The sequence below is a fragment of the Pseudomonas sp. AE27 genome, from assembly GCF_037113495.1.
GTDB classification, from domain to species: Bacteria; Pseudomonadota; Gammaproteobacteria; order Pseudomonadales; family Pseudomonadaceae; genus Aquipseudomonas; species Aquipseudomonas palmensis.
Window position 1 is genome coordinate 2,961,035 of record NZ_CP146966.1, and the last position, 15,224, is coordinate 2,976,258.

The 15,224-nt window shown below is 64.2% G+C and carries 8 protein-coding genes and 1 other RNA gene; 2 read left to right on the top strand and 7 right to left on the bottom strand.

Annotation, left to right across the window (positions count from 1 at the left end; all coding sequences use genetic code 11):
* Positions 1–223: 223 nt before the first annotated feature.
* From V9K84_RS13480 to V9K84_RS13510, 7 genes are all read right to left on the bottom strand, one after another.
* On the bottom strand, positions 224–1,717 hold the full coding sequence (locus V9K84_RS13480; protein ID WP_088515623.1) for a site-specific integrase: 1,494 nt from the start codon (positions 1,715–1,717) through the stop codon (positions 224–226).
* An 80-nt stretch (positions 1,718–1,797) separates the two neighbouring features.
* Positions 1,798–1,894: signal recognition particle sRNA small type (ffs, locus tag V9K84_RS13485), an RNA gene on the bottom strand.
* A gap of 97 nt (positions 1,895–1,991) precedes the next feature.
* A complete protein-coding gene (locus tag V9K84_RS13490; RefSeq protein ID WP_088515622.1) occupies positions 1,992–3,149 on the bottom strand; it encodes a putative zinc-binding metallopeptidase in 1,158 nt (385 codons plus the stop codon).
* 159 nt (positions 3,150–3,308) lie between these two features.
* Positions 3,309–5,663: an NAD-dependent DNA ligase LigA gene (ligA, locus tag V9K84_RS13495; RefSeq protein ID WP_054915589.1), complete on the bottom strand. Its 2,355-nt coding sequence runs from the start codon at positions 5,661–5,663 to the stop codon at positions 3,309–3,311.
* A gap of 120 nt (positions 5,664–5,783) precedes the next feature.
* Positions 5,784–6,653: a cell division protein ZipA gene (gene zipA, locus V9K84_RS13500; RefSeq protein WP_088515621.1), complete on the bottom strand. Its 870-nt coding sequence runs from the start codon at positions 6,651–6,653 to the stop codon at positions 5,784–5,786.
* Between the two features lie 203 nt (positions 6,654–6,856).
* A complete protein-coding gene (gene smc / locus V9K84_RS13505) occupies positions 6,857–10,345 on the bottom strand; it encodes a chromosome segregation protein SMC (RefSeq protein WP_054915591.1) in 3,489 nt (1,162 codons plus the stop codon).
* Between the two features lie 2 nt (positions 10,346–10,347).
* Positions 10,348–11,007, bottom strand: coding sequence for a GntR family transcriptional regulator (locus tag V9K84_RS13510; protein WP_043862359.1), 660 nt, complete (start codon positions 11,005–11,007; stop codon positions 10,348–10,350).
* 279 nt (positions 11,008–11,286) lie between these two features.
* Here V9K84_RS13510 and xdhA point away from each other — a divergent pair, with 279 nt between their 5' ends.
* Positions 11,287–12,741, top strand: a complete 1,455-nt coding sequence (gene xdhA, locus V9K84_RS13515; RefSeq protein WP_054915592.1) for a xanthine dehydrogenase small subunit — start codon at positions 11,287–11,289, stop codon at positions 12,739–12,741.
* Entirely contained in the window at positions 12,734–15,133 is a 2,400-nt protein-coding gene (gene xdhB, locus V9K84_RS13520; RefSeq protein ID WP_043862357.1) for a xanthine dehydrogenase molybdopterin binding subunit, read from the top strand. The genes xdhA and xdhB overlap by 8 nt, the downstream gene beginning before the upstream one ends.
* Positions 15,134–15,224 lie beyond the last annotated feature (91 nt).

Sequence of the window (15,224 nt, forward strand, 5' to 3'; positions counted from 1 at the left end):
CACTTGCCGTGTCCTGACTGTGGTTCTTCCGACGCACTCTCGATCAACTCCGAAGGTTGGTCGAAGTGCTTCTCCTGCGGGAAGAACCGCAAGGTCGACGGCGAGGATGAACCTAGAGGGAAACGACAAGTGGCTAAAGACAAATCACTAGTCCCCTTCGGTGAATACCGCGCTCTAGCCAAACGCAAGATCACCTGACCATGTAAATAAGCAGTGCAGATCATCATTGCTGCAACCAGCCGACAACATCAAAGTCCACCGCCTCCACCACCGGAGCCAGCACCTCAGGCCTGAAGTCCTTCCCATAGCGGCTGAAGGTGATGCCACCAGTCTGATGCCCCAGCAGTCCACCGACCAGAGCCTCACTGACGCCCTTCTGCTTCAGGTGATCAGCTATGGTGTGACGGAAGCTGTGGAAGTCCTTCTGCCCTTCACCATCTTTGAAACCCAACTGCTCACGAACACGGGTGAACCACTTCGACGGAGCAGCCCCGTAGCCATGCTTCTTGTGGCAAGTCAGCTCAGGGAAAATCCGCTGATGCCCAGCTGCCCGCTGCTTCTGGATGAACTCGATGAAGCCCAACGCCTTCAGCCTGGAGTGGATCGGCACCAGTCGCTCGGAGGATGCGGTCTTCAGCTTCTGATCTGGTCGTGCGGCACGTATGTGGAGGCAGTCCACACCATTAATGGTCACCACATCGTCGAGGTAGAGCTGGCAGAGTTCGTTGAGCCTGGCTCCGGTATACAGCCCCAGCAGAGGCAACCAGTACTGATTCGGCTTCCTGCTGCTGACAGATGAATAGACCTCCTTCGAGAACAACCGGCGCAGATCATCCTCAGTGAACACGCTGCGCTCCTCGCTGACCTTGCCACGCTGCTTCACCCGCAGTCCATCGAAGGGGTTTCGCTCGCAGTAGCCCTCACGAATGGCGTAGGTGAAGAAGGTGGTCAGGTTCTTCACATAGTTGTTGAACGTGGTGTGGCTGATCGTACTGGTTGCTGTCCTGATGACCTCCTCCAGGGACAAGGAGCTAGGAAGCTGGTTGATGCGAGGAGGCAGCTTGAGGGCTGTTTCTCGGAACTTCCGGGCATCCTGGCGAGTAATCAGATCCATGGGTAGATCGCCAATGATCCGCACCAACAAGGTGGCAACAGATCGCTTGTCGTCAAGGGTCTTGACCGAGACACCCTCCAGCCCCTGCTGCCCCAGGCACTCCTCAACCACCTTGGAGAAGCTAGGAGAAACGCTCGGAACATCTGGCAGCATGACCGCCCCATTCCCCTGAGAAGTCGCCGAAGAGCCTCTGCGGAGCTTATGACCACGACTGATCGACACACCCTCGACTGCCTTCTTCAGCTCTCCACCCTCGATCACTTGCGGCTGATCCTGACGGAGCACACCAGAAGTTGCTACTTCGACCAACTGCTGCTGACGAAGCCATGAAGCCCAACTGGCAACTCGCTTGCCTCCCGCCTCCCACGCACCACGCAAGTAATCGAGCGAGGGCCGAATACCTTGGAAGGCTTGGGTATAGAGGCGCTGAACCTGCAGGAGCAACTCACGGCCACGGATCAACGCTTCGCGCTTGCAGCGAGTCTGCAGGGAGCGACGGATTTCAGCGCAAGGAAACAACGGACGCAGGACTTCGGGCACCACGATCCTGAAATAAAAGATCGAGTGTCGGGACAACCAGAGGTAGGAAGGTACGGCTGACACGGTGGATCACTCCTTGGACCACTTGCGTGTCTCGGAGCAAAAAACCGTTAGAAATCAATTATTTACAGAAATGGAGGCGGCCCCACCAGCCACACCCCGGCACACGATGTTCCCGCTGTGGCTGCTCCCTTCCGGGCCTGACCAGGTTTACGGGTAATCGTTGCGGGGGGACCGATGGGGTCACCATAACGATGCTCGCCTGGCAGCGAGCGGGGCCATTGTACCGGTCTGACGCGAAGTTACAACCTCTGTACCGTGAAAAAACCACTCTGGCTCAAGGACTTGTGACTGCCGCCGGGGCATCGCCCTGGATCACGCAGTGAATGAAGTGCAGCTTGGCCACCACCGGCGCACTCAGCACGAACGGGTAGAAGTCGGTCTGGCCCATGCTGCGTGACAGCTCGTTGAGCATCGCCGACAGCTCCACCCAGGCATTGATGAACGCCAGGAACGCAGGCGCCCCAGGGTGCTCGGGCTGGTACAGGCTGCGGGCATCGAACGGCGGATAGTCCAGGTCCATCACCGAGGCGTCCATGCCAAGCGCAAGGGCGGTGTCCACCGCATCGGTCATGTGCAGGTAGTGCGCCCAGGTTTCGGCCCAGTCCTCCCAGGGGTGCATGGTGGCATAGGCGCTGACGTGGGCGACTGCCCAGTCCAGCGGTGCACCTTGCTGGTAGTGGCGCTCCATGGCCTGGGCGTAGCTGGCGCGCTCGTCGCCGAACAGGCGGCGGAAGTCCTGCAGCCAGGCGCTGCTGGCCACCAGACGGTCCCAGTAGTAATGCCCGATCTCGTGGCGCAGGTGGCCCAGCACGGTCCGGTAGGGCTCCTGAAGCTGCACGCGCACCTGCTCGCGCCAGTCGTCGTCGGCTTCGCGGATATCCAGGGTGATCAGGCCGCCAGCGTGGCCGGTGGTGGGGGGATTGCCGGCAATGTCGATGCCGATGAAGTCGAAGGCGATGCCCTCGCCGGCTGCGCCTTGCTTGGGCGTGACCGGCAACCCCAGGTGCAGCAGTTGCGCAATCAGGCGGCGCTTGGCGGTTTCCAGCTTGCGCCAGCGCAGGTGGTTTTCGGTGAACGACAGGTCGGGGATGGTGCGGTTGAGGCGACAGGCCAGGCAGAACGCTTCGGGGTCGTCGACAGCGAGCAGCCAGTTGCAGCAAGCCGGGGTGTCGAGGTTGGCGCAACGCTTGAGCGGGCCGAGTTCTGGCTGGCCGTCCAGGTACCACAGGCCGTCCACAGCGGCCGGCAGCAATGTGCCGACATGGTGGGTATCGGGCCAGTAGCCCAGCGACGCCTGGCAGGCCAGGCATTGGCTGTTGCGAAAGAACACGGACTGTCCGCACTCGCATTGCCACACGCGCGTGCTGCGGCGTGCCTGGCTGACGAAGGGTGCGGCGATACGGGCGACGAGCTGTTCGAAGAATGGGTACATGGGGCCACCTCCTGGCTGGAGCCTAGCCTACACCATGTGCGTGACAGCGCTTGCGGTGTGCCTGACGCACCGTGCGCTCAGGTGTTGCGAGCGCTTCGCGCTCGATCGCGGGTCAAGCCCGCTCCCACGCCCTTCGGGTAGAAGCGGGCCGCGTGACCGCTACACCGCTATGCCCTGCTCCGACAGAAACGCCACGAACGCATCTTCATCCAACACCCTGAGCCCCAGCTCAGTAGCCTTGGCCAACTTGGAGCCCGCCCCCGGGCCCGCCACCACGCAGTGGGTCTTGGCCGAAACAGAACCGGCCACCTTGGCCCCCAGGCTCTCCAGCTTGTCCTTAGCGACATCCCGGCTCATGCGCTCCAGCGAACCGGTCAGCACCCAGGTCTGCCCCGCCAGCGGCAAGCCCTGGGCAACCTTCTTCTCGCTCTCCCAGTGCATGCCGAACTCGCGCAGTTGCGCCTCGACGCTGCGCGCCAGTGCCTGGTTGGCCTCGACCAGGAAGAACTCGCGCACCGCATCCGCCTGCTTGGCTGCCAGCGCCTGGCGCAGGTCGATGCCGTCGGCGGCAATGATGCGCTCAAGGCTTTGCAGCTTGGCCACCAGCTTCTCGGCACCCGTCGGGCCGACAGAAGGGATGTCGAGCTTGGCGATCAACCCGGCCAGGGTCGTACTGGCCGCGAATTCGGCGGCCAGCTCGCCCTCCTCCTGCAACTGCAGGCCGTTCTCGAGCAGTTGCGCGATGACGCTGCGGTTATGTTCGTCCTCGAAGAAGTTGTGGATCTCGTGCGCCACTTCCAGGCCGATATCCGGCAGGTAGGTCAGCACCTGCGGCAACGCCACCATCACGCGCTGCAACGAGCCCAGCGAGCGCGCCAGCACCTTGGCGGTCTCCTCGCCCACATCCGGGATGCCAAGGGCGTAGATGAAGCGTGCCAGGCTCGGGCGCTTGCTGTCGGCAATGGCGGCCAGCAGCTTGTTGCTGGACACCTCGGCAAAGCCTTCGAGGTCGACGATGTCTTCGAATTTCAAGCGGTACAGGTCTGCCGGCGAGGCAATCAGCCCTTCGTCCACCAACTGCTCGACGCTCTTCTCGCCCAGGCCCTCGATGTCCATGGCGCGGCGCGACACGTAGTGGATGATCGCCTGCTTGAGCTGCGCGCGGCAGGCCAGGCGGCCGACGCAGCGGTACACCGCGCCTTCGCTGACGGTTTCCTTGCCCTTGCTGCGCTTGACCAGCTGGGTGCGCTCGACCTGCGAGCCACATACCGGGCACTGGGTAGGGATGTGCACCGCACGCGCATCGGCCGGGCGACGCTCGGTGACCACCTGCATCACCTGCGGGATCACATCACCGGCACGGCGGATGATCACCGTATCGCCGATCATCACCCCCAGGCGCGCCACTTCGTCCATGTTGTGCAAGGTGGCATTGGCCACGGTCACGCCGGCCACCTTGACCGGCTTGAGCCGTGCGACGGGCGTTACCGCACCGGTGCGGCCAACCTGGAACTCGACGTCGAGCACCTCGGTCAGCTCTTCCATGGCCGGGAACTTGTGCGCTATCGCCCAGCGCGGCTCACGGGCACGAAAGCCCAGTTCGCGTTGCGAGGCCAGGCTGTTGACCTTGAACACCACCCCGTCGATCTCGTAGGGCAGCGCGTTGCGCCGCTCGCCGATGTCACGGTAGTAGTCCAGGCATTCCTTGATACCGGCGGCATGTCGCAGTTCACGGCTGATGGGCATGCCCCAGCCCTTGAGCTTTTCGAGGGTGCCGATGTGGGTGTCGGCGATCGCCTCGGACACCTGGCCCACGCCATAGCAGCAGAACTCCAGGGGGCGGCTGGCGGTGATCTTCGAATCGAGCTGGCGCAGGCTGCCGGCGGCGGCGTTGCGCGGGTTGGCGAAGGTCTTGCCGCCGATCTCGGCCTGGGCTGCGTTCAGCCGTTCGAAGCCCTCCTTGCTCATGAACACTTCGCCGCGCACCTCCAGCACCGCCGGCCAGCCCTTGCCCTGCAGCTTGAGCGGCACGTTGCGGATGGTGCGCACGTTGACGCTGATGTCTTCGCCGGTGGTGCCGTCGCCACGGGTGGCGCCCTGCACCAGCAGGCCGTCACGGTACAACAGGCTGACCGCCAGGCCGTCGAGCTTGGGTTCGCAGCTGTAGTCCACCGCCGCCCCTGCGCCGAACAGGTCGCCGGTCGGCAGGTCGAGGCCTTCGACCACGCGCCGGTCGAACTCGCGCAGGTCATTTTCCTCGAAGGCGTTGCCCAGGCTCAGCATCGGCACCTCGTGACGCACCTGGGTGAAGGCCGAGAGCGCCGCGCCGCCCACCCGCTGGGTGGGGGAATCGGGGGTGACCAGCTCGGGGTGTTCGGCCTCAAGGGCCTGCAGCTCGCGGAACAGGCGATCGTATTCGGCGTCCGGGACGCTTGGCTCGTCGAGCACGTAGTAGCGGTAGTTGTGCTGGTCGAGTTCGGCGCGCAGTTCGAGGATGCGGGTTTGGGCGGTCATGTGTGTCGTCTCTTGCAAAGCAAAAGAGCAGCTCGGGGCTGCTCTTGGCGTTCAAATCGGTGGATCGGCGGGGCAGCTTTCGCCGGCAAGGCCAGCTCCTGCAGGGAGCGGCCATACCTGTCAGCGTTTCTGGGTCAGGGCGCGGCGCTCGAACTCGACGATGCGCTGGCGGTAGTGTTCGATGGTCTGCGCGGTCATCACGCTGCGCTGGTCATCCTTGAGCTCGCCGTTCAGTTCATGGGCCAGCTTGCGCGCCGCCGCCACCATCACGTCGAACGCCTGCTTGGGATGGCGCGGGCCCGGCAGGCCAAGGAAGAAGCTGACCGCACGGGTGCTGAAATGGTCGATGTCGTCCAGGTCGAACACCCCAGGCTTGACCGCGTTGGCCATGGAGAACAGCACTTCGCCATTGCCGGCCATGCTTTCGTGACGGTGGAAGATGTCCATCTCGCCAAAGCGCAGGCCGCTTTCCAGGATGTTCTGCAGCAGTGCAGGGCCCTTGAAGCCGCTCTCGTCGCGGGCAATCACGCTGATCACCAGCACTTCCTCGACCGGCGGCAGGTCCTTGCCTTCGCTGGCACCGAAGCCGGTGCTCTTGGGGCTTTCGTCCGGGAAGTCGTCGTCAGCATTGCCGAACAGGTCAGGCTCGCGTGGCTCGGCCGCCAGGTTCAGGTCGCCCTGCTGCGGCTCGGTGGTACGTTTGGCGCGCTTGGACCCCTTGCCCACCTTCGGCTCGCGCTGCTCGCGCGCAGCCGTCATCGACGGCAGGTCGTGCTCGTCGAGCTGGGGCTCCTTGTGGTCGTCAAGCACCCGCGGCGGGCCCAGCACTTCGGCGCTGGTCTCTTCGTCCGGCAGGTTGGAGAAGCTGCGGTCCAGACGGAATTTCAACTTGCCCTTGCCGCCGCGCATGCGGCGCCAGCCGTCAAAAAGAATACCGGCAATGACTATGATGCCGATGACGATCAGCCACTCGCGCAGACCGATTTCCATGTAATCCCGTGCCTCTGTGAAAAATGCTGAAAAATAAAGGGTTTAAACCCCTTTAAAACGTGGCGCCAACTCTATGTTCTGACAGGCGTTTTACCCACGCATAGAAAAATTTACATTAAGCTAGCACGACCAAAGATAACTTTACACCGTCTGTCGCAACTGACAGGGGCATTTGCTGCAAGTTCGTGCGTTATATCCGTTTTTCAGGCGTCGACCATGGCCATCGCCTCCTCCACGTCCACCGCCACCAGCCGCGAGCAACCGGGCTCGTGCATGGTCACCCCCATCAGTTGATCGGCCATTTCCATGGCGATCTTGTTGTGGGTGATATAGATGAACTGCACGGTCTGGCTCATCTCCTTGACCAGGCGCGCATAGCGTCCGACGTTGGCGTCGTCCAGCGGCGCGTCGACCTCGTCGAGCATGCAGAACGGTGCCGGGTTCAACTTGAAGATGGCAAACACCAGGGCCAGGGCCGTCAGCGCCTTCTCGCCGCCCGAGAGCAGATGGATGGTGCTGTTCTTCTTGCCCGGCGGGCGCGCCATGATCGTTACCCCTGTATCGAGTAGATCTTCGCCCGTCAGTTCCAGATAAGCGCTGCCACCACCGAAAACTTTTGGGAAAAGTGCCTGTAATCCGGCATTTATCTGATCAAAGGTATCCTTGAAGCGGTTGCGGGTTTCCTTGTCGATCTTGCGAATCACGTTTTCCAGGGTATCGAGGGCCTCGACCAGGTCGGCATCCTGGGCGTCGAGGTAGCGCTTGCGCTCGGACTGCTGCTGGTACTCGTCGATGGCCGCCAGGTTGATCGCGCCCAGGCGCTGGATGCGCGCATCGATGCGCTCCAGCTCAAGTTCAGCCTCCTGCTCGCTGGCCTCGGCCAGCAAGGTCGCCAACACGCCTTCCAGATCATAGCCGTCAGCCTGCAACTGTTCCTGCAGGGCCTTGCGCCGCACACTCAGCCCCTGCCATTCCATGCGGTGCTGTTCGAGCTGACCGCGCAGCAGCTGGGATTGCTGCTCGGCCTGGGTACGACGCTTTTCGGCCTCGCGCAGTTCGCGGTCGGCCTCGTCCATGTGCAGGCGCGCCTGACGCATTTCCTCGTCGACACTCATGCGCTTTTCCAGCAGCGCCTCAAGCATCATGCGCAGCTCTTCGAGGGGCGCCTCGCCCTCCTCCAGGTTCAGGCTCAGTTGTTCACGTTTTTCGTTCAGGCGCTCCGACTGCAGCTCCAGGCGCTCGAGGGCCTGGCGCGTGGAGTCGTGCTGGGCACGCAGCGAACCCAGGCGTACCGCCAACTGATGGGCGTGGTCCTTGTGCTGGCGGGCTTCCTGGCGCACGCGGTCGAGGCGTTCGCGCAGGTTGTCGCGCTGGGCCAGCAAGGCCTCGCGCTGTTCGGTGTCGTGGGCCATCAGGTCGAGGGCTTCCTGCAGGTGCAGGCGCGACTCGCCCAGGCTTTCGTGTTCGATGGCGCGCTGTTCCAGCAGCTCGGCCAGCTCTTCTTCAAGGCGCCGGCGGCGCAATGTCAGCTGCTCGGCGCGGGCCTTGCCGGCCGACAGACGGGCCTTGAGCTCACCTTGCTGGCGGGCTTCTTCCTGGGTGCGACGACGCAGTTGTTCACGGCTGTCTTCCTGCACGCGCTGCTGTTCACGCAGGGCCAGCAACTGCGCTTCGAGCTGCTCCAGGGCAGCTTCCTGCTCCAGACGCTCCAGGCCCAGCAGCTCAAGCTCCTGCCCGCGGGCCAGCACGCCGCCCTGGGCATCGTTGCCTCGGCTGACCCGCAGAAAGTGGCGCCCCACCCAGTAGCCGTCGCGGCTGATCAGGCTTTGGCCGTCGGCCAGCTGGCCGCGCAGGCTCAATGCCTGCTCGAGGCTCTCGACCGGCTTGACCTGGCCCAGCCAGGGGGCCAGGTCAACGCCGCCCTGTACTTTGTCCAGCAAGCTGCCGGCAAGGCGCTTGCCGGTGCCGGCGGCCTCCAGCAGACGCAACTCGCCCTGCTCGAAGCCCGTCAGGTCGAGCCCGGCCAGGTCGTCCACCAGTACCGCGTGCAGGTCGGCGCCCAGCACGGTTTCCACCGCCAGCTCCCAACCCGGCTCCACGCGCAGGCCTTCAGCCAGGCGTGGGCGTTGCTCCAGGCCCTGCGCGCGCAACCAGTCGAGGGTACCGCTGCCTGGGTCCAGCGCGGCCTGCTGCAAGGCTTCGAGCGATGCCAGCCGGCCACCCAGGCGCTGCAGTTCACCCTGGGCCTGCTGCTGCGCCTGGGCGGCCTGCTGCAATTGCTCGCGCAGCGCGTCGAGGCGCTCGATCACCTGCTGTTCTTCCAGGTGCAGGTCTTCGAGCAGCAATTCGCTGCTGGCCAGTTGTTCGTTCAGTTCCAGGATGGCCGCATCTTCAGGGTCGGCGCTCAACTGGTCGCGTTCTTCGCCCAGCTTGCGCTGGCGCTCCGAGACGCGCTCCAGGCTCTGCTCCAGCTGCTGGATGCGCGACTGCTGCACCTCGGCCTGGCGGCGCGGCTCGGCGGAGCGGGTGTTGAAGCTGTCCCACTGCTCCTGCCAGCCATGCATGGTGGTCTCGGCTTCCTCAAGGGTCGCGGCGGCCTCCTCGGCTGCCGCCAGCGACAGTTCCTGCTCGGGCTCGATCATCTCCAGCTCTTCGCCCAGGGTCGCCAGCAAGGTGCGGTCGTGGCCCAGGTGCGATTCGGTTTCCAGACGCGCGCGTTCGGCTTCCTTGAAGTCATCCTGCAACTGGCGCAGGCGCTGCTGGCCGTGCTGGATGTTCTGCTCGACCCGGGCGATGTCGCCGCCTACCGAGTAGAAGCGCCCCTGGACCAGGTTGAAACGCTCCGACAGGTCGTGGTGACCGTCGCGCAGGCGCTCGATGCTCGCATCGGCATTGCGCTGCTCGGCCACCAGGGCCTCGAAGGCCACTTCCTGGTCGCCGATGATCGCCTCGCGCTGGCCCACCTGATCGTTCAGCGCACGCCAACGCAGGGCCGCCAGCTGGGCCTTGAGCTGACGCTCCTCGGCCTTGTATTCCTTGTACTTCTCCGCTGCCTGGGCCTGGCGGTGCAGGCGTTCGAGCTGACGTTCCAGCTCTTCGCGCAGGTCGGTCAGGCGCTCAAGGTTCTCGTGGGTGCGGCGGATGCGGTTTTCGGTTTCGCGGCGGCGCTCCTTGTACTTGGAGATGCCGGCGGCCTCTTCGATGAAGTTGCGCAACTCTTCGGGCTTGGCCTCGATCAGCTTGGAGATCATGCCCTGCTCGATGATCGAGTAGCTGCGCGGGCCCAGGCCGGTACCCAGGAAGATATCGGTGATGTCGCGCCGACGGCACTTGGTGCCGTTGAGGTAATAGGTGTTCTGCGCGTCGCGGGTCACCTTGCGCCGGATCGAGATCTCGGCATAGGCGGCATACTCACCCACCAGGGTGTTGTCACTGTTGTCGAACACCAGTTCGATACTGGCCTGGCTGACCGGCTTGCGGCTGGTGGAGCCGTTGAAGATGACGTCGGTCATCGACTCGCCACGCAGGTTTTTCGCCGAGCTTTCGCCCATCACCCAGCGCACCGCATCGATGATGTTGGACTTGCCGCAGCCATTGGGGCCGACCACGGCCGCCATGTTGCTGGGGAAGTTGACGGTAGTCGGGTCGACGAACGACTTGAACCCCGCCAGGCGAATGCACTTGAGGCGCATGCTCAGCCAGCAACCAGCGAGGACAGCACCAGCGTGCAACTGCGCTCGCAGTACTGCGTCAGCACCTCGCGGATACGCGGCAGGTCGCCACCCACCACCGCTTCGAGCAGTTGGGCGAACAGCACCAGGAAGTCGTTCATGTTGGCCTTGCGCTGGTCCAGCGCCAGGTAATAGGTGCGGCTCATGGCCGGCTGCAGGTTCTCGACGGTTTCCTGCAGGTAGGGGTTGTTGGCGAACGGATACGCGGCGCGCATCACCGCGAAGCTCTCTTCGACGAAGGCCTTAATGTCCTGGCGCGCACTGGCGGCGTGCAGACGCTGCTGGATGACCAGAAACGGTGCAAGTTCGGCTTCGCTGCGCGGCGCACTGGCCACGGCATTGCCCAGCAGGATGTACAGCTCGCTCATCAGGGTGCAGAGGCTGCGCACGTTGTGCTCGTTGAGCGCCGTAACCTGCGCGCCACGGCGCGGCAGGATGGTCACCAGGTGCCGGCGCTCGAGTATCAGCAGTGCCTCGCGCACCGAGCCACGGCTGACATTGAGCGCCTGGGTGACCTTCTGTTCCTGGATGCGCTCGGCAGGTTTGAGCTCACCGCGGATGATCCGCTCGGCCAGGTAATGGGCAATTTGCTCGGAGAGGCTGTCCGGCGCCTTGAACGTCATGGTTTTCCTTCAAAATCATTGAACTGTGCACAAGCGCCGATTGTAGCGCACTTGCCTGCACCTCGCGCAGCGGCACAGGCACGCAGTTGGCACGATTGAAGCAAAACAATCGTCAACCCGGCCCCGGTTCTATGCTGAATACAGAGGCTATCGAGGATGACAGGATCAGCACGCACAAAAAGCTGACCTTGAAGTCAGAAAGCAGTTGACCGGCAAGTCAAGTCTGCCTACAGTCGACCCCGTCCACTCAACAACAATAATTCGCTTGTGAGGCCTTCCGTGATCCAGTTTCTACTCAACCAGGAGCTGCGCAGTGAGCATGCCCTGGACCCCAACCTGACGGTGCTCGAGTACCTGCGCGAGCACCTGGGCAAACCCGGTACCAAGGAAGGCTGCGCGAGCGGCGATTGCGGCGCCTGCACCGTCGTGGTCGGTGAACTGGCTGCAGATGAACACGGCCGGCAGCACCTGCGTTATCGCAGCCTCAATTCGTGCCTGACGTTCGTCTCGTCGCTGCATGGCAAGCAGCTGATCAGCGTCGAAGGGCTCAAGCACCAGGGCAAGCTGCACAGCGTGCAGCAGGCCATGGTCGACTGCCATGGCTCGCAATGCGGCTTCTGTACCCCGGGCTTCGTGATGTCGCTGTTTGCCCTGCAGAAGAACAGCGACGCCCCCGACCTGCACCGCGCCCAGGAGGCCCTGGCCGGCAACCTGTGCCGCTGCACCGGCTACCGGCCGATCCTGGCAGCCGCCGAGCAGGCCTGCTGCCAGGCCGCCCCCGACCAGTTCGACAGCGCCCAGGCACAGACCATCGCCCGGCTCCAGGCGATTGCGCCCAAGGAAACCGGCGAACTCAACAGCGGCGACAAGCGCTGCCTGGTGCCGCTGACCGTGGCCGACCTGGCCGAGCTGTACGGCTCGCACCCCGAAGCCCGCCTGCTGGCCGGCGGCACCGACCTGGCGCTGGAGGTCACGCAGTTCCACAAGACCCTGCCGGTGATGATCTACGTGGGCAACGTCGCCGAGATGAAGCGGGTCGAGGCCTTTGACGATCGCCTGGAAATCGGCGCCGCCACACCGCTCACCGACTGCTATGACGCGCTGAGCCGTGAATACCCCGACTTCGGCGAACTGCTGCACCGCTTCGCCTCGCTGCAGATCCGCAATCAGGGCACCCTGGGCGGCAACATCGGCAACGCCTCGCCGATCGGCGATTCGCCGCCCCTGCTGATCGCCCTGGGTGCGCAGATCGTGCTGCGCCGGGGTCAGGACACACGCACCCTGGCGCTGGAAGACTATTTCATCGACTACCGCATCACCGCACGCCAGGAAAGCGAGTTCATCGAGAAGATCATCGTACCGCGGGCCAACCTGGCCTGGGCGTTCCGGGCCTACAAGGTGTCCAAGCGACTGGACGACGACATTTCGGCGGTGTGCGCCGCCTTCAACCTGCGCATCGACAACGGCGTGGTGGCCGAGGCACGTATCGCCTTCGGCGGCATGGCCGCCATCCCCAAGCGCGCCCGCGCCTGTGAAGCCGCCCTGCTCGGCAAGCCGTTCAACCAGGCCGGTATCGAGCGCGCCTGCCAGGCGCTGGGCGAAGACTTCACCCCGCTGTCGGACTTCAGGGCCAGCAAGGAATACCGCCTGCTCGGCGCGCAGAACCTGCTGCGCAAGTACTTCATCGAACTGCACACGCCGCACATCGAAACCCGGGTGACCGCCTATGTCTAACCATCCTCACGTGGCCAGGAGCCAGGCCGAACTGGCCGAGCTGTTCGCCCAGGGCCTGACCAGTGGCGTCGGGCGCAGCATCAAGCACGACAGCGCCGACAAGCATGTGTCCGGCGAGGCAGTGTATATCGATGATCGCCTCGAATTCCCCAACCAGTTGCATGTGTACGCTCGCTTGTCGGACCGCGCCCATGCACGGGTGCTGAGCATCGACACCCGCCCGTGCTACGCCATCGAAGGCGTGCGCATCGCCATCACCCACGAAGACATCCCGGGCCTGAAGGACATCGGCCCGCTGCTGCCGGGCGACCCGCTGCTGGCCATCGACACCGTCGAGTTCGTCGGCCAGCCGGTGCTGGCCGTGGCCGCCTGCGACCTGGACACCGCCCGCCGCGCAGCGATGGCCGCGATCATCGAATACGAAGACCTGGAGCCGGTGCTGGATGTGGTTCAGGCCCTGCGCAAGAAGCATTTCGTGCTCGACAGCCACACCCACCAGCGCGGCGATTCGGTCACCGCGCTGGCCAGCGCCCCGCATCGGGTGCAGGGCACCCTGCATATCGGCGGCCAGGAGCACTTCTACCTCGAAACCCAGATCTCCTCGGTGATGCCCACCGAGGATGGCGGCATGATCGTGTACTGCTCCACGCAGAACCCCACCGAGGTGCAGAAGCTGGTGGCCGAAGTGCTGGACGTGCCGATGAACAAGGTCGTGGTGGACATGCGCCGCATGGGCGGCGGCTTCGGCGGCAAGGAAACCCAGGCCGCCAGCCCCGCCTGCCTGTGCGCGGTGATCGCGCGCCTGACCGGGCAGCCGACCAAGATGCGCCTGCCACGGGTCGAGGACATGCTGATGACCGGCAAGCGCCACCCCTTCTATATCGAATACGACGTGGGATTCGATGACAGCGGCCGCCTGCATGGCATCAACCTGGAACTGGCCGGCAACTGCGGCTGCTCGCCGGACCTGTCGGCCTCGATCGTCGACCGTGCGATGTTCCACTCCGACAACGCCTACTACCTGGGCGACGCCACCATCAACGGCCACCGCTGCAAGACCAACACCGCGTCCAATACCGCCTACCGCGGCTTTGGCGGCCCGCAGGGCATGGTTGCCATCGAAGAGGTGATGGACCGCATCGCCCGCCACCTGGCACTAGACCCGCTGGCGGTACGCAAGGCCAACTACTACGGCAAGACCGAGCGCAACGTCACCCACTACTACCAGACGGTCGAGCACAACATGCTCGAGGAGATCACTGCCGAGCTCGAAGCCAGCAGCGACTACCAGCAGCGCCGCGAGTCGATCCGCCGCTTCAACGCCAACAGCCCGGTGCTGAAAAAGGGCCTGGCGCTGACCCCGGTGAAGTTCGGCATCTCGTTCACCGCCAGCTTTCTCAACCAGGCCGGTGCGCTGGTGCACATCTACACCGATGGCAGCATCCACCTCAACCACGGCGGCACCGAGATGGGCCAGGGCCTGAACACCAAGGTGGCCCAGGTGGTGGCCGAAGTGTTCCAGGTGGACTTCAGCCGCATACAGATCACCGCCACCAACACCGACAAGGTGCCCAACACCTCGCCCACGGCGGCCTCCAGCGGCGCCGACCTGAACGGCAAGGCGGCGCAGAACGCGGCCGAAATCCTCAAGCAGCGCCTGGTGGCATTTGCCGCGCGCCAGTACAAGGTCAGTGAAGAAGACGTCGAGTTTCGCAACGGGCACGTGCGCGTGCGCGATGAAATCCTCACCTTCGAGAGCCTGGTGCAGCAGGCCTACTTTGCCCAGGTGTCGCTGTCGAGCACCGGCTTCTACAAGACCCCGAAGATCTACTACGACCGCAGCCAGGCGCGCGGGCGCCCGTTCTACTACTTCGCCTTCGGCGCGGCGTGCGCCGAGGTGATCGTCGACACCCTGACCGGCGAGTACAAGATGCTGCGCACCGACATCCTGCATGACGTGGGCGCCTCGCTGAACCCGGCCATCGACATTGGCCAGGTGGAGGGCGGGTTCATCCAGGGCATGGGGTGGCTGACCACCGAAGAACTGGTGTGGAACGCCAAGGGCAAGCTGATGACCAGCGGCCCGGCCAGCTACAAGATCCCGGCGGTGGCGGACATGCCGGTGGACCTGCGGGTGAAGCTGGTGGAGAACCGCAAGAACCCCGAGGACACGGTGTTCCATTCCAAGGCGGTGGGCGAGCCGCCGTTCATGCTGGGGATCGCGCCGTGGTGCGCGATCAAGGATGCAGTGGCCAGCCTGGCGGATTATCGCGAGCAACCGCAGATCGATGCCCCGGCCACCCCCGAGCGGGTGCTGTGGGGCTGCGAGCAGATGCGCAAGGTGGTGGCGGGCCGGCAGGCGGCTGCCGAGGTGGAAACCGTTACACCGTAGTGCGCCTTTCGCCGGCAAGGGCGGCTCCTACAGGGCGCGATTGCTGTAGGAGCCGGCCTTGCCGGCGAAGAGGCCCGATCAGGCACTGAAG

What these genes read in the sequence shown, in the direction of transcription:
- smc (WP_054915591.1), bottom strand. Translation starts at nt 10,345, where the DNA reads ATGCGCCTCAAGTGCATTCGCCTGGCGGGGTTCAAGTCGTTCGTCGAC.
- xdhB (WP_043862357.1), top strand. Translation starts at nt 12,734, where the DNA reads ATGTCTAACCATCCTCACGTGGCCAGGAGCCAGGCCGAACTGGCCGAG.
- V9K84_RS13510 (WP_043862359.1), bottom strand. Translation starts at nt 11,007, where the DNA reads ATGACGTTCAAGGCGCCGGACAGCCTCTCCGAGCAAATTGCCCATTAC.
- zipA (WP_088515621.1), bottom strand. Translation starts at nt 6,653, where the DNA reads ATGGAAATCGGTCTGCGCGAGTGGCTGATCGTCATCGGCATCATAGTC.
- V9K84_RS13490 (WP_088515622.1), bottom strand. Translation starts at nt 3,149, where the DNA reads ATGTACCCATTCTTCGAACAGCTCGTCGCCCGTATCGCCGCACCCTTC.
- ligA (WP_054915589.1), bottom strand. Translation starts at nt 5,663, where the DNA reads ATGACCGCCCAAACCCGCATCCTCGAACTGCGCGCCGAACTCGACCAG.